This window comes from Flavobacterium artemisiae (assembly GCF_042678225.1).
GTDB lineage: Bacteria > Bacteroidota > Bacteroidia > Flavobacteriales > Flavobacteriaceae > Flavobacterium > Flavobacterium artemisiae.
This window is the reverse complement of record NZ_JBHUDZ010000012.1, coordinates 662,659-685,349: the sequence shown is the minus strand read 5'-3', so window position 1 is coordinate 685,349 and position 22,691 is coordinate 662,659. Positions and strand designations below refer to the sequence as shown.

General features: G+C 34.4%; 12 protein-coding genes. 5 read left to right on the top strand and 7 right to left on the bottom strand.

The window, feature by feature from the left end:
* Positions 1-21: 21 nt before the first annotated feature.
* From ACFSC2_RS13610 to ACFSC2_RS13590, 5 genes are all read right to left on the bottom strand, one after another.
* Positions 22-1,479 carry a glycoside hydrolase family 30 protein gene (locus tag ACFSC2_RS13610; RefSeq protein ID WP_379814881.1) on the bottom strand — a complete coding sequence of 486 codons (1,458 nt, stop codon included), beginning with the start codon at positions 1,477-1,479 and terminating at the stop codon, positions 22-24.
* A 25-nt stretch (positions 1,480-1,504) separates the two neighbouring features.
* Entirely contained in the window at positions 1,505-2,971 is a 1,467-nt protein-coding gene (locus ACFSC2_RS13605; protein WP_379814882.1) for a glycoside hydrolase family 30 protein, read from the bottom strand.
* A 90-nt stretch (positions 2,972-3,061) separates the two neighbouring features.
* Positions 3,062-4,513: a glycoside hydrolase family 30 protein gene (locus tag ACFSC2_RS13600; protein WP_379814883.1), complete on the bottom strand. Its 1,452-nt coding sequence runs from the start codon at positions 4,511-4,513 to the stop codon at positions 3,062-3,064.
* Between the two features lie 179 nt (positions 4,514-4,692).
* Positions 4,693-6,201, bottom strand: a complete 1,509-nt coding sequence (locus tag ACFSC2_RS13595) for a RagB/SusD family nutrient uptake outer membrane protein (protein WP_379814885.1) — start codon at positions 6,199-6,201, stop codon at positions 4,693-4,695.
* A gap of 14 nt (positions 6,202-6,215) precedes the next feature.
* Positions 6,216-9,332, bottom strand: a complete 3,117-nt coding sequence (locus ACFSC2_RS13590; protein WP_379814886.1) for a SusC/RagA family TonB-linked outer membrane protein — start codon at positions 9,330-9,332, stop codon at positions 6,216-6,218.
* 345 nt (positions 9,333-9,677) lie between these two features.
* Here ACFSC2_RS13590 and ACFSC2_RS13585 point away from each other — a divergent pair, with 345 nt between their 5' ends.
* Complete coding sequence (locus ACFSC2_RS13585; RefSeq protein WP_379814888.1) at positions 9,678-12,548, top strand: helix-turn-helix and ligand-binding sensor domain-containing protein; 2,871 nt, start codon at positions 9,678-9,680, stop codon at positions 12,546-12,548.
* A 40-nt stretch (positions 12,549-12,588) separates the two neighbouring features.
* Here the strand turns inward: ACFSC2_RS13585 and ACFSC2_RS13580 are convergent, their stop codons facing one another.
* Both ACFSC2_RS13580 and gldJ read right to left on the bottom strand, forming a co-directional pair.
* Positions 12,589-13,872 (bottom strand): UDP-N-acetylmuramoyl-tripeptide--D-alanyl-D-alanine ligase, encoded by a 1,284-nt coding sequence (locus ACFSC2_RS13580; protein ID WP_379814889.1) that lies wholly within the window; start codon positions 13,870-13,872, stop codon positions 12,589-12,591.
* Positions 13,873-13,990: 118 nt separating this feature from the next.
* Positions 13,991-15,676, bottom strand: a complete 1,686-nt coding sequence (gldJ, locus tag ACFSC2_RS13575; protein ID WP_379814891.1) for a gliding motility lipoprotein GldJ — start codon at positions 15,674-15,676, stop codon at positions 13,991-13,993.
* 214 nt (positions 15,677-15,890) lie between these two features.
* Here gldJ and porU point away from each other — a divergent pair, with 214 nt between their 5' ends.
* The 4 genes from porU (at position 15,891) to pdhA (ending at position 22,690) form a co-directional block, all read left to right on the top strand.
* Positions 15,891-19,727 (top strand): type IX secretion system sortase PorU, encoded by a 3,837-nt coding sequence (gene porU / locus ACFSC2_RS13570; RefSeq protein WP_379814893.1) that lies wholly within the window; start codon positions 15,891-15,893, stop codon positions 19,725-19,727.
* Between the two features lie 39 nt (positions 19,728-19,766).
* Positions 19,767-20,972 (top strand): type IX secretion system outer membrane channel protein PorV, encoded by a 1,206-nt coding sequence (gene porV, locus ACFSC2_RS13565; protein WP_379814895.1) that lies wholly within the window; start codon positions 19,767-19,769, stop codon positions 20,970-20,972.
* A 79-nt stretch (positions 20,973-21,051) separates the two neighbouring features.
* Complete coding sequence (gene cdd / locus ACFSC2_RS13560; RefSeq protein WP_379814896.1) at positions 21,052-21,534, top strand: cytidine deaminase; 483 nt, start codon at positions 21,052-21,054, stop codon at positions 21,532-21,534.
* A gap of 157 nt (positions 21,535-21,691) precedes the next feature.
* Positions 21,692-22,690: a pyruvate dehydrogenase (acetyl-transferring) E1 component subunit alpha gene (gene pdhA / locus ACFSC2_RS13555; RefSeq protein WP_379814897.1), complete on the top strand. Its 999-nt coding sequence runs from the start codon at positions 21,692-21,694 to the stop codon at positions 22,688-22,690.
* Position 22,691: the final 1 nt, after the last annotated feature.

Here is a 22,691-nt window from a genome sequence, read left to right as displayed (position 1 = left end):
TTAGTTTATTCAATCCTCGATTTATTTCCATATAAAAGTTCCAACTGCACCGCCTTCTAAAGAAACTGCCGCCCATTTTCCGTTATATTTTATATTGAAGGTTTGTGCTGCAGATCCATCATTTTCCACAATCAATACTTTTGAACCAGAAGGTGTTAAAAAAGCTACGTTTTGTAAATTCCCGCTAATGTTACTTCCGATTCTAACAGAACCCGCCGGAACAAATTTTGAAGCGTGAGCGATGATGTAATACGCTACATTTCGTTGATAAGTGTCGTTTGAAGTAATAGTTAATGCGCCTTTACAGCTATTGCATCCGGCAGAAGTATGAGGCCCAAATGAAGCGTTATTCGCTAAATTCCATTCTAAAGCATTTTTACTATAATTTCGCATTGAACCTACAATTACATTTTTAAGATGCCATTTTAAATCACCTCCAAATTCTCCTGTTGAAGAAGTCCATTGCTCTGTGAAATAGATATTTTTTGTTGGATAGGCATTATAAACATCTGATAAGGCGCTAATATCTCCGGCATACAAGTGAAAAGCCGAACCGTCTACAAAAGGAAAAGCTGCTGCATCTGCCAAGATTGCTTTCGGGTATTCTGGTTTATCACAATTATGATCGTACGAAATAATTTTTGTTGTGATATTGGCCGTTTTAAAAGCTGGGCCTAAATTATTTTTGATAAAGTTGGTCTGTTCCAAAGCCGACATATACATACTCGGTTCATTACCATCATGCAAAGGTTCGTTTTGAGGCGTTACAGCATCAATCGTAATTCCTTCTGCTTTCATTTGCTGAATATATTTTACAAAATATTTAGCGTAAGCATCATAATACTGTGTGTTTAGTTTTCCTCCAATAAAGCTGTTTTTGTCTTTCATCCAAAGCGGTGCTGACCAAGGTGTCGCCAAAATTGGAATCTTTGGATTAATTGCCACAACTTCTTTTAAAAGTGCAATTAGATTTTTGTCTTTTTCCAAACTAAATTTAGTCAGGTTTAAATCTGTTTCACCCGTTGCAAGGTCATTATAAGTATAGGTATCTGCACTCAAATCTGATGCTCCAATACTAATTCTTAAATAACTTACACCAATAGAATTTTCGCCAGAACCAAACAATTCCTGCAACAAAGCTGCTTTTTTTGAAGCATTTAATTGATTGATCACATCAACACTTCCGTTGGTCAAAGTATATCCAAAACCGTCTATTGTCTGGTATTTTTGAGCTACATCTACCTCAATATTAGCATAAGTATTTACGGTGTTGTTAAATCCTAGAATACCTCCTTGTTTGGCCAACAAAACGCTTTGGTCTCCTCTTGTCATCCAAAAATCGATATCATTTGTAATGACAACTGGTGGCGTCACAGGTCCTGGATCTACTGTATCATTTGAAGAGGAACATTTGAACTGTACAAATATTGCAGCTCCGAAGAACAATATTTTTATGTTGTTTTTAAAATTAAATTTCATTCTACTAGTTTTTTTGGTTTTTTAGTTAATAGACAATCGTCTGCATCGCATGCTTCGGAATGGTTATGGTGTTTTGCAAATCGTTGTTTATAAGCGTGTAAACAACTTCTTCATCTGATTGGTTCATGACAATGGTTACTACTTTGCCGTCAGTGTTTTTAAAAGAAGTGCTTATTAGTTTTTTATCATTTATGGTTTGAATGATTCTTTTTGCGTTAGGACGAATAAACTTTGATAAGTGCCCAATATAATAATACATTGGTGTATAGATTAACTCGTCTTTGGTTGTATCGGCATGAATGGGTGCAAAACAGAAATTTCCAACGTGGTTAGGTCCTCCATTTTGATCTAATAAAACGTTCCAATCTGTCCATCCAACGGTTCCATTATTAAAATCGTTGATCATGTTAAGACCGTATCGTTCTGCATTTCCCCAGAACTGGAAATTTTTAGCGTCAAATTTTTCGATACATCCTTCTGTAAAAAGTAAATTTTTATTTGGAAATGCTTTATGTACTTCTCCTACCGATTCAAATTTTGGTGTCCCGCCATTCCATGTTTCGTACCAATGAAATCCGATTCCCCATGCATATTTTGAAACCTGAGGATCTGAAAATACCAGATTGGCTCTTGTCGTTAACATGTCACCGCGATTGTGGTCCCAGATTATGACATTTTTTGAACTAAGTCCTTCTTTTTCTAAAGTTGGCCCTAGAAAATTTTTAAGAAAATCTCTTTCGGCTTCTGGTGTATAAATACAAGATTCCCAGCGTTGTTTTGCCATTGGCTCATTCTGAATCGTTAAACCCCAAATCGGAATTCCTTCTTTCTCATAAGCTTTAATAAATTTTGCATAATAGTTTGCCCAAGATTGCGCAAACTCAGGCAATAAAACGCCGCCGTGCAAAATATCCTTATTGTCTTTCATAAAAGCTGGGGGACTCCAAGGACTGACAAATAAAGTTAGTTTCCCGCCGGCTGTTTCTATTGCTTTTTTTAGTAATGGAATACGATATTTTCTGTCGTGATCTATATTGAAAGTTTTTAAATCTTTATCGTCTTCTTGAATATAAGTGTAGCTGTCACTGCTAAAATCGCAGCTGTGAATATTGGTTCTGGCCAAAGAATAACCAATCCCTTTATTTTTATCGTAATATGCCGTCAGGAATTCTTGTTGCTTTTTTGGAGAAAGTTTCGCAAAAACTTCGGCACTTGCATCTGTAATTGCACCACCGATTCCTAAAAAAGTTTGATCTGTTTTTTCAGTATTCAAAGAGATTGAAACTGTTGATTTTGTTTGTTGTGTAGTTGTATTTGAAATAAAATCATTCGATAATGACAATTTCAAATTAGTATTTTCGGCAGTCGTATAGACTTGAATTTTTGATTTGTTTTTAGATGAAGAAACTCCTTTTTCTGCATTCTTTTGCGAATAACAACTAAATTGCGCTACTATTACTAAAGCTGCTAAAATTTTATTTGTGGCTTTCATATTACTTTAAAAATCATTTAAAATTTAAAGTAAAGCGAAAACTAAAATGAATTTCAAATTGGTCTTCGTCTTTACTTTACCTACAAAATATTAATAAACAAGCGTTTGTATCGCGTGTGCTGGAATCTTTACTACTGTTTTTTCTGCACCAATGATCAAGTTATAAGTAAGCTCATTTGCTGACTGATTCATGACAATTGTTGCCATTTTACCATCTGTATTTAAGAAAGAAGTACTTAATAATGCACTTCTGCTTACGGCTGTACTCACTCTAACTGCATTTAAACGAATGAATTTTGAAAAATGCCCGATGTAATAATAAGATGGCGTGTAGATTAATTCTCCTGTTGTTGTATCTGCGTGAATTGGTGCAAAACAAAAATTCCCCACATGATTAGGACCGCCGTTTTGATCCAGAAGAATATTCCAATCTGTCCAGCCGACAGTTCCGTTATTAAAATCATTGATCATATTAATACCGTAACGTTCTCCGTTTGGCCAATATTGATACTTCGAAGCATCAAATTTTTCTACACATCCTTCTGTAAACAATAGTTTTTTGTTCGGATATGCTTCGTTTACTTTTCCAACATTATCAAACATCGCTGCGCCGCCAGACCAGGTTTCGTACCAATGAAAACCCATTCCCCAAACATATTTAGAAGCTTCTGGATCAGAGTAAATAACATTGGCTCTGTAATTCATTAAATCTCGGTTATGATCCCAGACAATGATTTTTTTGTTTCCTAAGTTTTCCTTTTTAAGCGTTGGTCCTAGAAAGTTTTTAATAAAATCTCTTTCGGCTTCAGCAGTATAAATACAAGATTCCCAAGTTTGTACTGCCATTGGTTCATTTTGGGTTGAAGTTCCCCAAATCGGAATTCCTTCTTTTTCGTAAGCTTTAATAAATTTTACGTAGAAATTCGCCCAAGTTTGGTAATATTCTGGAAGTAATGTTCCTCCTTTTAAAACACTTTTATTGCTTTTCATAAAAGCATTTGGCGACCACGGCGCTACATAAGTAGTTAATTTTCCTCCTGCAGTCTGGATCGCTCTTTTTAACAGCGGAATACGATATTGCCTGTCATGATCAATAGAAAACGTTTTTAAATCTTTATCTCCTTCTTCGATATAAGAATAGCTTCCACTGCTAAAATCAGAACTCTGAATCGTTGTTCTTAGCAAAGAATAGCCAATACCTTTTTGTTGATCGTAGTAAGCATTTAAAAATTCTGTTTGTTTTTCTTTTGAAAGTTTAGCAAATATTTCGGCACTCGCATCTGTAATTGCGCCTCCAATTCCCATAAAAGTCTGAAACTTTTTTGATGGCTGTACAAAAACAGAAGTTTCAGTTTCTAAAGGTTGTTTTGATTCAGAAAACGTCAAATGATCTGTCGTTGTTAATCTCAGATTAGAGTTTTCTGCAGTGGTATATACAGTAATTTTTTTACCATTGGTTGTAAATTCTTTTGCTTTTGGCTGCTGAGCAAATGCTACTGCAGAAAACAAAAGACAAAGAACTTTTAAAGTATTTTTTTTCATTCGTTTCCCATTATTATAATTTAAAATTGAAGTTTGTTCGGACAATATTAAAATGTCTCGCTTAAGGATTTAAAAAATAGCCCATACTCATAATGATTATGGGCTATTTACAACCAAACTTAAACTTAACTTAACTCTTTATTTTCGAATTAACTTATCGATTCGATTCGTTAATTTTCTTATTGATAATTAGGATTTTGTTTCAATTTAGTACCATTCAACTCAGTGTATGGAATTGGGAAAATCTCATCTGTACCAGCATTGAAACCTCTGTCTGCTAATGCTGTTGCAGCATCTCCCCATCTTACTAAATCAAAGAATCTATGTCCTTCTCCAGCTAACTCCATTCTTCTTTCAAGTTTAATAGCTGCTAATGTTACAGGAACAGGAGTCAATCCAACTCTAGCTCTAACTGCATCTAGTAAAGCTTGCGCTCTTGCACCAGATCCTAAAGCTTCTGCTTCCATTAAGTAGGTATCTGCCAATCTGATAACATAAGAGTTTTGTTTGTAGTTCAACTCTTGGTTACCTCCACCTGTACGAACATCTGACTGTCTTGGAAGGTATTTATTCAAGAAATAACCTGTATCTTGATAAGCAGGAATATAGTTTGCTTTACCAGCCGCTTTTAAAGCTTTTAAATCATAAATAGTAGCTTCAAATCTTGGGTCAGTTTTCATTACATCGTATAAACCTTGAGTAATAGGATTGAAAGCCCATCCTGAAGGAAGATCTGCAGCATCAGAACCTGTTGGTCTTGAATATCCTCTTGGTCCAACCATTTGGTTTAAAGAGTTACCTTCGTCTCTACCTTGTCCCCAGAAATTCCAGTCTGTATTACCAGCACTACTGTGAGATACTTCGATAATAGACTCTGCATTGAATTTGTTAGAAGTTACCCATAAATCGCTGAATTTTGTAAGCAATTTATTTCCGTATTGGTTAGTTGCTCCCGGCGTACCATTAACTTCTGCCAAGATTGCAGCTGCCTGAGGATTTTTACCTTCAAACAAATAAACTTTTCCAAGTAATGCCTGCGCAGCACCTTTATTAAATCTTCCTGCTTCAGTTGCAGCTACAACAGTATTTGGAAGACTAGGAATAGCCTCTAATAAATCTTTTTCAATTTGTGCATAAATCACATCTGGTGTTACCTGCTCAGGAGTATAAATAGTCTGAGTTGTTAAAGGCTCTAATACCAAAGGAATATTTTTGAACAATCTTACTAAATTGAAGTAGTAAAATGCACGTAATGTTTTAGCTTCAGCAGCAAATCTTGTTCTTACTGCATCACTCATAGATGCTGCAGGAAGTTTTGAGATCAGCATGTTTGCTCTTGCAACTCCTTGATAGTGATCGTTCCAGAAACTTCCTGGAATACTGATTGAAGTAAGTGAGTGCGTTGAGAAATTCTGAATTCCGTTTCCATCTGTTGAACTACCTCCTCCAGCATAAAAGTCATCAGAACCTGCATTTAGCATTGCTACTAAATTTTCAAATCCTCCAGTATTTTTTCTTAATGGATCATAAGTTCCTATCAAAGCGGCGTAACACTGTTGTTCGTTAGAAAAGTAGATACTCGAGTCAAATTTTCCTTCTGGATTAATGGTTACGAAATCTTCAGAACAAGATCCCATAATAGCCATTGAAACAGCTGCATATATATATTTAAATTTTGTAGTTTTCATAATTCTTTAATTTATTAAAATTGAACGTTAGCTCCTAACAAGAAAGATCTAGCTTGTGGATAAACTCCTTTGTCTACACCAAAAACCTGACCTCCAATTTCAGGATCGTAACCTGAATATTTGGTAAAAGTGACTAAGTTTTCTCCTGTTAAGTAAAAACGAATTTTATCTGAACCAATTTTAGATGATAAGCTCGCTGGTAATGTATATCCAATTTGAACAATTTTTAAACGTGCATAGTTGCCGCTTTCAAGATAAAAATCAGACATGTTTGTATAGTTCTTGTTCGGATCATTGTTTGTCAATCTAGGATAATCATTTGATGTTCCTTCTCCATGCCAACGATCTAAAGCGCTTGTCTGGTAATTTGCATTCAATACATCTAATCTTCTTAAACCTTGGAAAATTTTACTTCCTGCAGCTCCTTGAGCAAAAGCCATGAAATCAAAGTTTTTGTAATCTAAGTTAAGTGTAAGACCAAAAGTATATTTAGGAATATTTGTTCCTAAGTATCTTTTATCAGCATCCGTAATAGAACCGTCACCATCTGTATCTACCCAACGGAAATCTCCAGGTCTAGCATTTGGCTGGATTAAATTTCCTGCTGCGTTTTTGTAAGCTGCAACTTCAGCTGCATTTTGGAAAATTCCAGCAGTTTTGAAACCGTAAAACTCATTGAATGAATGCCCAACTTCTGTTCTTGTAACAGGTCCCATAGATTGGAAAGTAGCATCTCCAACAATGTAGTTAGTAGAAGAACCTACATAAGTGATTTCATTTTTCAAGTAAGCCATATTTGCATTAACACCTAAATTGAAATCTCCAAGTCTTTTCTTGTATCCTAATTCAATCTCGAAACCACTGTTATTCATATCTGCAACGTTTGCAGAAGGTGCATCAACAACTCCAACATAACCAGGAATAACAACATTTCTTAAAATCCCTGTAGTTCTTTTCTTGTAGTAATCAAGAGTAAGATTAAAATCATTGAAAAGTTTTGCATCTAAACCAACTGTAGTTTGAGAAGTTTCTTCCCATCCTAAATCTGCGTTAGGCAAAGTAGAGTTACCGTAACCAGTTGTGATATCTCCAGTATTTCCTGTAGAATAGTTATATCCTCCAACAACTAAACCTCTGTATTTAAAGTCATCGATATTGTCATTTCCAACAACTCCGTAACCTCCACGTATTTTTAAACTGTTAACTGCCTCGTTTTCTTTCCAGAACCCTTCTTTAGAAATTACCCATCCTAAAGAGAATGAAGGGAAAACTCCCCATTTTTTATTTTCTCCAAAACGAGTTGATCCATCACGACGAATAATTCCTGTGAAAAGATATTTCTCCATGTAATCGTAGTTAGCACGTAAGAATAATGAAGCTAATTTGTGCTCCACTTTATCTTCTGTATTTGTTGATCTGTCAGTTTGTGGAATATTAAAGTTCCAAGAAGCATCTTTATAACTTGTTATTGGAAGACCAAACATTGTTGTATTAACAACAGTTCCAATATTTTCAACGTAAGCACCTTGACCTGCTAAAACATTTACATTATGATTTCCGAATCTATTGCTGTAGGTCAAGATATTTTCAAGAGTCCAAGCAAATGATTTCTCGTTGTTTTGGTTGAAGTTATTTTTGTCCGCTTTCATGTTTGGGTTTAAGTAGAAAACTGGTGTGAATTGTTCACTTCCCCAGTAAGCTATTTTACCTCCAAGTGTTGTTCTGAATTTTAAATGGCTTGTAATGTTAGCCTCTAAATAAGCATTACCAACGAAATCATCTGACCAGTTGTAACCTCCTAATCTTGTTTGAATGTAAGCTAGAGGGTTTGTCATTTCTTGTTGTACTAAAGAAGAAATTCCGTAAGGATTTCCATTTGCATCTCTAACCACATTCGCGTTTGTATAAAAACCTGTGCTAGCAACTGCTGGATCAGTAACAACCAATGGAGTAAGCGGATCTAAGTTAATTGCAGAACTTAAAGGTCCACCGAACTCACTGTTTGTATTTCCTAAACTTCTAGATTTTTGGTGAGTGTAACCAAAAGTCTGTCCAAACGTAAAATAATTAGAAATTTTGTGTGTAGAGTTTAAACGGAAATTTTTCTTTGTATAATTAGAAATATCTGTTGTAACAATCCCTTCTTGATCTTGTACTCCAAAAGAAGCATAAAAAGTAGATTTTTCACCACCGCCGCTAATGCTTAATTCGTGAGTATATCTTAGAGCCGAATCATTGAAGATTGCATCCTGCCAGTTAGTACCTTTACCCATTGCACTAATTTCTGAAGGAGTATATTTTATTGCTCCGCCATCATTAAGCGATTTTTCATTCATTACTGTTGCATACTCTTGAGAGTTCAACAAGTTTAATTTCTTAGCTGGTCCAGAAACACCTGCAAAACCAGTATAGTTTACAGAGATTTTTCCAGATTTACCTTTTTTAGTTGTAACCAAGATAACCCCAGTTGCAGCACGAGTACCGTAGATTGCAGCAGAAGCAGCATCTTTAAGAACCTCTACAGACTCAATATCACTTTGGTTGATAAAACCAATCGCACCAGCATCTACAGCAATACCATCAACAACCCATAATGGATCATTACCACCTTCTCTAAAAGTAGTTATACCTCTAATACGAACTTTTGAAGCTGAACCTGGCTGTCCAGAAGTAGCTGCAACAGAAACCCCTGCTACTCTACCTTGTAAAGTCTGCTCTACACGTCCGTTAGGTACTTTTTCAAGATCAGCTGCTTTTACACTAGAGATTGCTCCAGTAACTACTGATTTCTTTTGAGTACCATATCCTACAACTACAACCTCATTTAATGATTGTGATTCAGGTTTTAATTGAATTGCAATTTTTGTTCTCCCATTTACAGCTTCGTTTACTGTAGTATAACCGATAAAAGTAACTGTTAAAGTTCCGTTAGAAGGCACAGAGATTTGAAATTTCCCATCAAAATCAGACGCTGTCGACTTTGTAGTACCTTTTAATAAAATTGTTGCACCTGGAACAGGCATTCCACTTTCATCATTTATAGTCCCGTTTACTGTGACATCCTGAGCCACTGCTATAACCGAGAATAACAAAGATGAAATACAAAAAACAAGTAATTTTGTTAATTTCATTTTTCTAAAAATTTTGGTTAATTAATTAGTAATTTGATGCAATAATAATGTTAATATTTTACTATTGGCAATTAAATTTCCCTACAAAAACACATCAAGTTAATTTTTTTGACATTACAAAAACACATCAAATAATTTATAAAAAATTGATTTTTAATTATTTATAAAAAAATTTAACGATGTTATCGAAATGTTAATTGTAAAAATAAACACTACACTTCTTTTATTATGCTTATTTTTATAAAAAAAAGACCAAACTACAACGTGGTAGTAATGAATTTACGAGCTTAAAACCTTAAAAACAAACAAATTAGACCACAAAAAATAAATTAACCTATTAATTTTATGAAATTGACAAAATCATATTTTTATATTACTTTTTTTACATTATTCACAATTACATTTTTTGGACAGGTAAAAGACATCGGACTTCCTGATATCAGAAATTACAGACGAAATGATTATAAAGGAGGTACTCAAAACTGGAATATTGGGCAGGATAACAACGGGAATCTTTATTTTGCAAACAATAATGGTTTATTACAGTTTGACGGTTCTTCTTGGCGCAAATATGCACTTCCAAACAGAACATCGGTAAGATGTTTAAAAATTGATGATTCAGGAAAAATTTATGTAGGCGGGTACAATGAGTTTGGCTATTTTCAACCAGATAATAAAGGAAAACTAACTTATACCTCATTAGCAAAGCTGGTTGATAAAAACAAAATCAAAATCATTGACTTTATCTGGAAAATACATTCACTCAATAATGAAATCATTTTTCAGTCTTTTGCTAGAACCTATATTTATAAAAATGGGAAATTATCGATTATAAAAGCACCTAAACGATTTCAATTCTCTTTCGTTGTTAATCAAAAGCTCTATTTGCAAGATATTGAAAAGGGCATTCTCGAATATAAAAACGGAAAACTATACGCGCTTCCTAACACTACAACTTTAAATAATACAGAAGTCTGGGGAATGTATGCTCTAGCACCTAACAAAACCCTTATTATTACTCTTGAAAAAGGTTTATTTGTTTACGAAAACAATACTGTTAAACCTTGGAATACCGAAGCGAACAATTTTTTACGTAAAAACAATTCGCTGGGAGGCACTATAATCAATAATAAATTTATAGTGCTGAATTCTGTTTTGGACGGAATTATTATCTGCGATTTTAACGGAAAAATAATTCAGCATATTAATCGAAAAAAAGGATTACAGAACAATACCGTACTAACATCTTTTATTGATAACAAAAACAATTTATGGCTTGGTCTGGATAACGGAATCGCGTTTGTTAATGAAAGTTCGCCTTTTACTTATTTTGGATTTAGTTATGATATCAGCACCGTATATGCATCGGTTGTTTATGGTGGAAATCTGTATGTAGCAACCAATCAGGGTGTTTTTTACCACGCTTGGAACAATAGTTTTAAAGAAGATGTTTTTAAACTCGTTGAAGGAACTACAGCCCAGTCTTGGAATGTTCAAGTAATTGACAATGAATTAATCTGTGCCAATAACAGAGGAGCTCTTGTTATTAATGGCGGAAAAGTAACCAAAATCATAGAAACCAAAGGTTATTTTGGATTTAAGCAAATCCCTAATCATCCTGGATTTTTTATAGGCTCCAACTACGATGGCTTTGCTATTTTCGAAAAAACATCAAGCGGCTTGACTTTTAAAAATCAAGTGGCGGGCTTCGACAAATCTTCTAACAGCTTTGAGCTTGACAACTTGTATTTATGGCTTAAAAAAGACGAATCGATCTATCGAATGACGCTCAGTGAAGATCTAAAAAGGTTTTCGTCAATTAAAAAAATAGATCGACTGACAAATACATACAATAACATTGGAAGTCTTCAAAAAATAGATGGAAAAATTTATTTTCAAACTCACAATCATTTTTACAAATATTCAGAAGAACAAGATTTATTTTATGAAGACAAAGCACTTAGTTCATTATTCAAAAACATTCCGACAATTAATGCTTTACAAGAAGATTCTCAATCCAATTTATGGTATGCATTTAATGAATCTCTAGGCGTTTTAATGAAGCAAAACAATAAATACACAAATGTTGTCGCTCCTTTCTCGAACTTAACCGGAAATCTGGTAAGCAATTATCTTTCTGTAAACACAATAGACTCAAAAAACATTTTTATTGGTTTAACAGACGGACTTGCGCATTACGATTCTGAAATCCTTAAAAACTTTGTAACCAAACCTAAAGCTTTCATTAGAACTTTTTCTTTTCCAAAAGACACAATTACTTTAGGAAACAATCAAAAAAAGAGCGGCAATATTCGTATTCCATACAGCTCAAATCACGTACGTTTTACATTTTCATCTCCAACGTATGAAAATCTGGAAAATGTAGAATTTTCATACCAATTAGAACCTTTTGATGACAAATGGAGCAATTGGTCCACTATCTCGATAAAAGAATACACCAATTTACGCGAAGGTGACTATAAAATGAATGTTAAAGTGCGAAACAGTTACGGAATTCAATCAGAACCGTACACCGTTACTTTTACCATTTCTCCGCCTTGGTATCGTCATTTTTTAGCGTTTATGCTTTATTTTGTTTTAATTGTTATCGCCATTTATATCATTTCGAATCGAATCCAGATGAAAATTCGAAAAAATAAATATTACGAAACAATCGAACAAAGAAGACTTTACCTTGAAAAAGAATCAAAAATCAGACAAGAGCAATATGACCTGGAAAAAGAAATTGAAAAGCTTAAAAACGACAAACTTCAAATTAAAATCTTAGCAAAAGACAAAGAATTAGTAAACAATTCACTTCAGGTTGTAAAGAAAAATAAGGTCCTAAACGGAATTATACACAAATTAAAAGAAATTGACGTTGAAGCTTTGGATGATTCTACCAAATTTCAAGTCAGTAAACTAAATAAAAGCATTGTAAAAGAAGTAAATACCGATAAAAGCTGGAAAGATTTGGAAAAACATATCAAGAATGTTCACTTTGAATTTCTAAAGCGTTTAAAAGAAAAATACCCAACAATTTCACCGCGAGAACTTGATTTGTCTACTTATTTGTTGATGAATATGTCAACCAAAGAAATCGCCGAAATTATGAATATTTCTACAGGAGGAGTTGAATTGGCTCGTTATCGATTACGGAAAAAATTAGGACTCAACAAAAAAGAAAACCTGATCGGTTTTTTAATGAGCGTATAAATAGAAAGCCATTCGTTAGAGCGAATGGCTTTTTATTGTTTTAAATAAATTCTAAGGTTCGTTCTAAAGCCATGCCTCTGGAACCTTTAATTAAAATAGTATTGTTTTCGAATTTTATAGTCTGAAGGAAATCTTTAAATGAATCAAAGGTTTCAAAAAATAGAATACGGTCATTTGAAATTTTATTTTGATAAAATGCTTTTCCGATAAAATAAGTTTGAACATTATTTTCATTCAAAACCGAATCAACTATAATTTTATGTTCTTCGGCACTTTCGTCTCCTAATTCGAACATATCTCCCAAAATCATAATTTTGTTTTCTTTATCCAGCTGTACAAAATTAGCGATAGCAACCGCCATACTACTCGGATTTGCATTGTATGCATCTAAAATAATTTCATTAGATCCTTTAGTGATCAACTGTGATCTGTTATTTGCCGGAATATAGTTTTCTAATGCTTCTTTTATGTCTTGATCTTTAACTTCAAAATAACGACCAATCGCTGTCGCTGCATTTATATTATTAGCATTATAAAGACCAATCAAATGCGATTTTACAGAGAAGTCTTTAAAGTCGATTTCTACAAAAGGATTTGCTTGAATAGCATTAATATCCAAATCAGCATTATCACGCTTTACACCGAAAGTGAATGTTTTTATTCCGTCCGATTTTTCGATTTGTATCGGATCTTCCAGATTTACAAAAGCTGTTTTATCTTTTGATCTCAAATATTGATACATTTCGCTTTTGCCCTTAATTACACCTTCTACACCTCCAAAACCTTCTAAGTGTGCTTTTCCGAAATTAGTAATATAACCAAAATCTGGTTGTGCAATTTCACATAAAAACTCAATCTCTTTCTGGTGATTTGCTCCCATTTCGACGATACCAATTTCAGTTTCTTTAGTAAAAGACAGCAATGTCAATGGTACGCCAATATGATTGTTTAAATTTCCGATTGTCGCTTTGGTTCTAAACTTTTTTGACAAAACTGCATTAATAAGCTCTTTCGTCGTCGTTTTACCATTACTCCCTGTTAAAGCCACAATTGGCAGTCCCAAATAAGAACGATGAAACTTAGCCAATTCCTGAAGCGTTTCTAAGCTGTTTTGAACCAAAATAGTTCTATCATCAATAAAGTAGTCTTCATTGTCTATAACAACATATAAAGCACCTAAATTCAGTGCCTCTTGAGCAAAAGTATTCGCATCGAAATTTTCGCCTTTTATAGCAAAAAACATCGAATCCTTTTCAATTTTTCTAGTATCAATTGAAAGTGATCCGCATTTTAAAAACAAGTTATGAATGTCTTGAATATTCATTTAATTTTATTTTAATAGATCATAAAAGTAGAAAAAAAACAATAAAAAAATTCCAAATTCCAGACTGAATATGCAGCGTTGGAATTTGGAATTTTTTATATAATGGATTTTCTAAATCTTAGTTTCTTGGTGATTTTCTTCTTTCAGTTTTAGCACCTACTCTAGACATAGCACATCTAAATCCTAAATAATCAGTAGCCATATCTTGTGGGAAATATCTTCTTTGAGCTGGATCTAACCAGTAAGCTCTATCTCTCCAAGAACCACCTTTGTAAACTCTTACTTTATCATCGATCAAAGTAGTACGTTTACTAGAGCTGTCATACTTTCTAATCATTTTTCCTAAACTGTCAACTGTTACATTATGTTTAGGAGAGTTGTACATTGCTTGATCAGCTTTTGGTCCTGACTCAGAATCTCCAAAGTCAAAATATCTAGAAGATTGTTTATCACCATCTCTGTAGTTGATATTGTCGCTTGTACTGAAATTTTGTCTTAAATAAGTTTCTTGCTCATCAACTGGAACTTGAGCAATTTCTCCTGGAAGGTTTCTTGCTACAACTTTACCGTTGCTTAAAGTATCATATTTAATGTTAGAAGTCGAAACGATTTCAAGTTTACCATCTTTACCAATTTTGTTTTTAGCGTATTGATTACCTCTAAAGTAGTTGAAATCATTTGCTTCATTATCGATAATAGGTCTGTAAACGTCAGCTACCCATTCTGCAACGTTTCCGGCCATATCATATAAACCGAAATCATTTGGAGCATAACTTTTTACTGCATTTGTAATATCAGCTCCGTCATCAGACCAACCTGCAATTCCACCGTAATCACCGTTTCCTTGTTTAAAGTTAGCCAATTGATCACCTCTGTTTTTACGTTTGTTAGAACGTGTGTAATCTCCAGACCAAGGATATTTCTTTTGTCCTTTGTAGATATTATATTCTCTTTGTCCAACATCAGCTGCTGCTGCATACTCCCATTCTGCTTCAGTAGGAAGTCTGTATTCTGGCAAAATAACTCCTGAAGAACGTTGTGCATACACGTTTTTAGCTTCTGGAACTACACCATCTTTACCAGCTCTTGGTTTTCTTCCGTTAGGATTTTTCTTTAATACTAATTCTTCGTTTCCACCGTATGTAGTAGATGGAGATGCAAGGTAAGCTTCAGTATTGAATAAACTTTCAGCACTTACATCATTAGTTTTAGCTCCTTTTTTAAGATAACCGCTTTTCTCTAAAACAGCTTCATTTACACGGTCTGTTCTCCATTTACTAAATTCAACTGCTTGAATCCAGTTAACACCAACTACTGGGTAGTTAGCATAAGAAGGGTGTCTTAAATAGTTATTAGTCATCGTTTCATTGTAACCTAAACGATTTCTCCATACAAGAGTATCAGGTGATGCTCCTTCGTAAATGTTTTTGTAATTTTCTTCTGTCGGCGGGAAAACTTTCTTTAACCACTCTAGGTATTCTAAGTACATACCATTTGTAACTTCGGTTTCATCCATGTAGAATGATTGAACGTGTTGTTGAGTTGGTGTGTTATTCCAATCGTGCATAACATCATCCTGTACTTTACCCATTGTAAACGTACCTCCTTCAACAAAAACCAAACCAGGTCCTGCCTGTTGTTTTTTACCTGCATTTCTAGCAGCAGTTCCATTCTGACTATCTACATCCCAACCAGTTGCTCTCGAAGCATGGCTCGAACTCGATTTTTTGCTACAACTAGCCGTGCCCAACATCAATACCATTGACATCATTAATTGCAAGACTACAATTTTGTTTACTTTCATACTCATTCTTAGGTGATAAATTTAGGTGCTGCAATATAATAATTAACATTTAATTAGCAACATCTGTTCTCATAATTTTATTTCACTGTTTTTTTACCAGAAAATAACCTATAGTTACGAACGCAAAAATATACTTTTTATTATTACTATAACATGAAATACTATATTTTTACTTTCTAAATTATTTTTAAATTAAACCCGTTTTTTTGGACCTATGAAACAAGCCCTATTTCTATATCTTTTTTTACTTCCAATTATCTCATTTTCCCAGATAAATGGGAGCTTTACAATAGATTGGAAAGACAAAAAAGAGATGAGTTTCGGCGAGTACAAAACGATCATTCCGTACTTTTCCGGAAATGCTTTTCGATTCGATTTTACAAAAAAAAGCATATCACTAATGCTTAACTTAGGTGAAACCGCCGCCGCTGGGGGGAGTTCGGTGCAAATTTCTAACATAATTTATGAATCAATATCGACAGCAGACCTTGGAGATTTATCACAAAAAAACATTCCTGAAAAACCAAATGAAACGTTAAAATCGGCTTCATCACGTGGCCAGCAGCAACTTTTTCTACTGCTTTCTCCTATTATTAAAGAAGGAAACAGCTATAAAAGGATTAAATCTTTTAACTATACCTTAAATAACTCAACAGCAAGAAGCAGCAATTCAACAAGTTTTCAAAAAACCGCCGTAATATCCAATTCGGTTCTTGCATCCGGTGATTGGTATCGCTTTTATGTAGAAAAATCAGGGATTTACAGACTTTCTAGATCATTTTTACAAAGTCTTGGTTTTGACCCTTCTAAAGTTGATCCTCGAAGAATAAAAATCTACGGAAATGGTGGCAGAATGCTTCCACTAGCCAATAACAGCTACTATCCTGACGATTTAACTGAAAACGCTATTCAAATTACAGGCGAAAGCGACGGAACATTTAACAATGAAGATTATATTCTTTTTTATGCCGAAGGAATTGAAAATTGGAACTCAGAAAGCCAAACCAACATCAATCTTTACGACACAAAATCCTACTATTATATTACCGCTTCTGGCAGTGACGGAAAACGAATTTCTAACCTGAATCAACCCACAGGAAATACAACAATTGAACTCAACACGTTTGATGACTATCAATATCACGAAATTGACCAAACGAATATTGCCCATTTAGGAAGACAATGGCTTGGAGAATCTTTTGATATTAATCAAGAACAAGAATTCTCTTTTAATTTTGCAAACATCGAAACCACTGTTCCAGTTAAAATAGAAATAAACGCTGCAGCTGCTGCCTACACTCCTACCTCATTCAACATTGCTGCAAATGGACAAAATATTGGAATAATTAATTTTAATGCCATCCAAACCAGTTCTGAAACTAAATATTACAACGGAAAACTCTCGTCAAATACCACATTCACAGGAACAGAGAATACAAAAATTAAACTTACCTATAATAATAATGGTGTTCCAGGCTCAAAAGGTTATCTTGATTACATCAATGTTATAGCCAAAAGAAAACTTCTCGGAACAGGCAAACAATTTAAATTTCAATACGACGCTGCAGCTTCAAGCATTGGAATCGCCAATTATACTATCGGAAACGCATCTAATATTTCTCAAATTTGGGATATCACAGACCTATATAATGTAACCAAAATAGAAAACACAAATCAAAACACTTTAAATTTTAAAGCAGCACTTGGTGAAGTTCGTAAATACATTGCACTTGATCCATCAGATTATTACACTCCTTTAAAAGATAATCAGCCAAAAATTGTCAATCAAAACCTAAAAGGAACTTTATTAAAAAACAATCAAAACAGCTTTCAGGATTTAGACTACGTTATTATAAGTCCAAAATCTTTAGTTTCTCAAGCAGAAAAATTAGCCGCTTTTCATAGAAATTATTCCAATTTAAACGTCAAAGTAATTAGTCTTGAAAACATCTATCAAGAATTTTCTTCAGGAAAACAAGATATAGCCGCTATTCGAAATTGCATACGTTATATATATGAGAATGCTTCATCGCCAGAAAAAAGAATTAAATACGTTAATTTATTTGGAGATGCATCTTATGATTATAAAGACCGCATTTCAAACAATACCAATATTGTTCCTATTTATCATTCTTTAAACAGTAACACAACCGGAGAATCTTCATTTGCTTCTGATGATTTTTATGGTTTAATGGATGCTGATGAAGGAAATATTGTTTCTTTTTTTGGAGGAATTGATATCGCTGTCGGACGAATGCTTGTTTCTGACAATGCTCAGGCAGCTGAAATGGTTAACAAAGTTTTAGAATACCACGATGTTAAGTCATACGGAAACTGGCGAAATAATTTTGTATTAATAAGCGATGATTCCGATCAAAGCTCAGACGCTTCATTACAATCGCGTCAAAACAGTCTTGCCGATCTTATCGCAACCGAAAAACCTTTCTTTAATATTGATAAAATCCTTTTAGATTCTTACACACAAGAAGCTTCTGCTGGAGGATCCCGCTATCCAAAAGCCAGAACAGACTTTTTTGATGCTTTTGAAAAAGGCGCTTTAGTCTTTAATTATTTAGGACACGGCGGCGAAGATGGATTAGCAAGTGAAAGAATTTGGGAAAAATCTGATGGCCAAAATTTAAACAATCAGTACAAATATCCTTTATTCATTACCATTACCTGCGAGTTTTCTCGTTTTGACGACCCAACGAGACCAACCGCTGGAGAATATACGTATTGGAATCCTAAAGGAGGTGCTATTTCAATGCTGACTACTATACGTTCAATTGGTCAGTTTAATGCCGAAAACTTCAACGATAATCTTAGCAAAAACTTATTATCGTATGGTTCAAACCAATACAATACTATTGCAGAAACACTTAGAATTTCTAAAAATGAAAACCCGAGTTCTTCGAGCAATGTTATTTTTTATATTGGAGATCCCGCGCTGATGCTGGCAATTCCAAAACCAAGAATCAACCTTACTAAAGTTAATGATATACCAATCAACCAAACTCTTCCAGACTTTAAATCATTGTCCAAAATTAAAATCTCTGGCGAAATTACCGATGAAAACAACAATATATTAAGTAATTACAACGGAGAATTAGCTACTGCAATTTTCGACAAAATGCTTACAACGTCAACTTTGAATAATGATGGCTACAGTCCGTCGATGCAGTTTAAGACTTTAGGAGAAACTATTTTTAGAGGAAATGCATCGGTAACAAATGGTCAGTTTGAATTTAGTTTTGTTGTTCCGAGAGACATCAGAATTCCAGTCGATAACGGAAGAATTAGTTTTTTTTCTAAGAAAAATCAAACTTTAGAAAACCAAAACGGCTACAATAACACTATAAAAATAGGAGGAATTAACGAAAATGCACCTCAGGACAATATAAGTCCGAAAGTTAAGTTATATATGAATGACGAAACTTTCGTTTCTGGAGGAATTACAAATGAATCTCCTTTTCTTTTGGCTTTTCTAGAAGACGAAAACGGAATCAATACAGCAAGCGGTATCGGGCATGACATTATCGCTGTTTTAGACGGAGATGTAAGTAATCCGTACATATTAAATGATTATTATCAGACCAAGCTGGACGATTATACTAACGGAAATCTACGTTTCCCTTTTAGAAATTTGTCCCCTGGACTGCACACAATAAGTTTCACTGCCTGGGATGTTTACAACAATCCTGTGACCAGTGAAATTCAGTTTACAGTAGTCGGAGACGATTCATTAACATTATCACACGTTCTTAATTACCCTAATCCGTTTTCAACTTATACTCAATTTTGGTTTTCGCATAACAAACCATACGAACCTCTAGACGTACAAGTTCAAGTTATGACTATTACAGGAAAAGTGGTTTGGACTAAAAATCAAACAGTTACAACCGAAGGTTTTTTATCTAGAGAAATAATTTGGGACGGAAAAGACGATTTTGGTGACAAAATCGGAAAAGGAGTGTATATTTACAAACTAACTGTCAAATCGAATTTAACAAATAAAAAAGCAGAAAAGTACGAAAAGCTTGTCATTCTATAATATTATATATATTTGCATCTAAACTTACCAGTCCCATAAATGAAAAAAATATCACTCTTACTAATTTGTTTTTTTGTATTTTATAATTCCAAAGCACAAGGATCCAAGCCAATAACCACTGGAGTTCCTTTTTTATTAGTCGCAGCAGATGCCAGAGCAGCCGGTCTCGGTGATCAAGGAGTCGCTACTTCTACTGATGCTTATTCGCAACAATGGAATCCTGCAAAATATGCTTTTGCAGAAGAAGCTCAAGGGCTTTCTATAAGTTACACTCCTTATTTAACAGATTTAGCCAATGATATCTCATTGGGACAACTAACGTATTACAATAAGATTAATTTCAAAAGTGCTTTTGCCGCAAGCTTTCGCTATTTTGGTTTTGGAGGAATCGAACTTAGACAAACTGGAGATCCTACAGAACCAGTAAGAGAAGTAACTCCAAACGAATTTGCCTTAGACGGATGTTATTCACTAAAATTAAGTGAAGAATTCTCTATGGCGGTTGGAGCAAGATTTATTAACTCTAACTTAAAAGTAGCTTCAGAAAATGTAGATGCTAAAGCCGCAAGTTCTTTTGCTGTAGATGTAGCTGCATTTTATCAATCTGAAGAAATTGCATACAATAGTTTCAACGGAAGATGGAGAGCCGGAATCAATTTACAGAATATGGGACCAAAAATACATTATGACAATGATGATTTAAGCTCCAACTTTCTGCCTGCAAATTTAAGAATCGGAGCTGGTTTTGATTTTATTTTGGATGACTACAATAAAGTAGCCGTAAGTGCCGAACTTACTAAACTAATGGTTCCGACACCTCCAGGCGCTGGAACTCCTTTTGATTCAAATGGAGATGGCGACTACGACGACGACGGAGATATTTCGCAAAGTGAAGCAAACAACATTGCCTATAATGATTACAAAAAAATCGGATGGGTTTCTGGAATGTTCAAATCTTTTGGAGATGCTCCAGGAGGTTTCAGCGAAGAGATGAAAGAAATCACTTATAGTGTCGCTGGAGAATATACTTATCAAGATGCTTTTGCAATGCGTTTAGGTTATTATCATGAAAGTCCTGAAAAAGGAGCAAAACAATTCTTTTCTTTAGGAGCAGGATTTAAATACAGCATCATGAAAATTGACGTTTCGTACTTATTCTCGGCATCTAAAGTTAAAAATCCGTTAGAAAACACACTTCGTTTCTCTTTAACGTTTAACTTTGGAGACAAATACGACACTTATTAAATACAGAAAACAAAAATAAAAACATACAATCCAAATTCCGGCATTTTAGGAATTTGGATTTTTTTTCCCATATATCCAAATGAAAGAAATAAACGTAACAACATCATTTACAATATTTGACAATTTAAAAGAGCTTCCTAAGGACATTCAAGATCTAATGGATCAAGCTGTTGAGATTAGAAAAAAAGCATACGCACCATATTCAAAGTTTAGAGTCGGCGCGGCTTTACTTTTAGATAACGGAAAAATAATAACAGGCTCTAATCAGGAAAACGCCGCTTATCCTTCTGGACTTTGTGCAGAACGAACAGCGATCTTTTATGCAGGAAGTGCCTATCCAGAGGCAAAAATCGTAAGAATGGCCATTACAGCAGCTTCAGACAACAACCCAACTCAAGCTCCCATTCCACCTTGTGGTTCTTGTCGCCAATCTATTGCAGAATACGAAATCAAACAGGAAAGTCCTATTGAAATTTATTTTATGGGAGAAATCGGCGAAGTTTACAAATCGGCATCTCTAAAAAATCTGCTTCCTTTGATGTTTGATAAAAAGTTCTTGTAAAAAAAGCAAAAAGTAGCGTTTAAATTTTAGTTCTTAAATGTAATGTCTTATTTTTGCATCCCGAGCTTTCGGGCGCAAATTTGTGGGAGGAAACTATTTTGCGTTACAGGCACAATAATCGATAACACAAACAACTTTAGCAAAAGAAAGAATTCAGATGAAAGAAGTTACAAAAGAGGTATATTTAAAGTGGTATGAAGACATGCTGCTTTGGAGAAAGTTTGAAGACAAACTTGCAGCATTATACATTCAACAAAAAGTTAGAGGTTTTCTACACCTATATAATGGTCAAGAAGCTGTATTAGCGGGAGCACTTCACGCTATGGACTTGACTAAAGACAAAATGATTACTGCTTACAGAAACCACGTTCAGCCAATTGGTATGGGAGTTGATCCTAGAAACGTAATGGCAGAGCTTTTAGGAAAAGCAACAGGAACTTCTAAAGGTATGGGAGGTTCTATGCACATTTTCTCTAAAGAGCATGGTTTTTACGGAGGTCACGGTATCGTTGGTGCTCAAATTCCTGTAGGAGCTGGTATTGCTTTTGCAGATAAATATTTTAATACTGGCGGTGTTACCATGACTTACTTTGGTGATGGAGCTGCTAGACAAGGTTCTTTACACGAAGCTTTCAACATGGCTATGTTATGGAAACTTCCAGTTGTATTTATCGTTGAAAACAATGGTTATGCAATGGGAACTTCTGTAGAAAGAACTGCAAACCACACTGACATCTGGAAATTAGGTTTAGGTTACGAAATGCCTTGCGGACCTGTTGACGGAATGAATCCAGTAAAAGTTGCTGAAGCAATGCACGAAGCTATCGAAAGAGCTCGTCGCGGAGATGGACCAACTTTCCTTGAAATGAAAACGTACCGTTACAGAGGACACTCTATGTCTGATGCACAATTATACCGTTCTAAAGAAGAGGTTGAAGAGTACAAAAAAATTGACCCGATTACACAAGTTCTTGATGTAATTATGGATCAAAAATATGCTACAGAAGAAGAAATCGAAGTAATTGATCAAAGAGTTAAAGACTTGGTAGAAGAGTGTCAGAAATTTGCTGAAGAATCTCCATACCCAGACTTACAACAATTATACGATGTAGTATACGCACAAGAAGACTATCCATTTACACCTCATAAATTATAAG

Excerpts from the sequence above, each read along its gene's own strand:
- ACFSC2_RS13590 (WP_379814886.1), bottom strand. The coding sequence starts at position 9,332 with ATGAAATTAACAAAATTACTTGTTTTTTGTATTTCATCTTTGTTATTC.
- ACFSC2_RS13600 (WP_379814883.1), bottom strand. The coding sequence starts at position 4,513 with ATGAAAAAAAATACTTTAAAAGTTCTTTGTCTTTTGTTTTCTGCAGTA.
- cdd (WP_379814896.1), top strand. The coding sequence starts at position 21,052 with ATGAAAGAAATAAACGTAACAACATCATTTACAATATTTGACAATTTA.
- porU (WP_379814893.1), top strand. The coding sequence starts at position 15,891 with ATGAAACAAGCCCTATTTCTATATCTTTTTTTACTTCCAATTATCTCA.
- ACFSC2_RS13595 (WP_379814885.1), bottom strand. The coding sequence starts at position 6,201 with ATGAAAACTACAAAATTTAAATATATATATGCAGCTGTTTCAATGGCT.
- pdhA (WP_379814897.1), top strand. The coding sequence starts at position 21,692 with ATGAAAGAAGTTACAAAAGAGGTATATTTAAAGTGGTATGAAGACATG.
- ACFSC2_RS13580 (WP_379814889.1), bottom strand. The coding sequence starts at position 13,872 with ATGAATATTCAAGACATTCATAACTTGTTTTTAAAATGCGGATCACTT.
- gldJ (WP_379814891.1), bottom strand. The coding sequence starts at position 15,676 with ATGAAAGTAAACAAAATTGTAGTCTTGCAATTAATGATGTCAATGGTA.
- ACFSC2_RS13585 (WP_379814888.1), top strand. The coding sequence starts at position 9,678 with ATGAAATTGACAAAATCATATTTTTATATTACTTTTTTTACATTATTC.
- porV (WP_379814895.1), top strand. The coding sequence starts at position 19,767 with ATGAAAAAAATATCACTCTTACTAATTTGTTTTTTTGTATTTTATAAT.
- ACFSC2_RS13610 (WP_379814881.1), bottom strand. The coding sequence starts at position 1,479 with ATGAAATTTAATTTTAAAAACAACATAAAAATATTGTTCTTCGGAGCT.
- ACFSC2_RS13605 (WP_379814882.1), bottom strand. The coding sequence starts at position 2,971 with ATGAAAGCCACAAATAAAATTTTAGCAGCTTTAGTAATAGTAGCGCAA.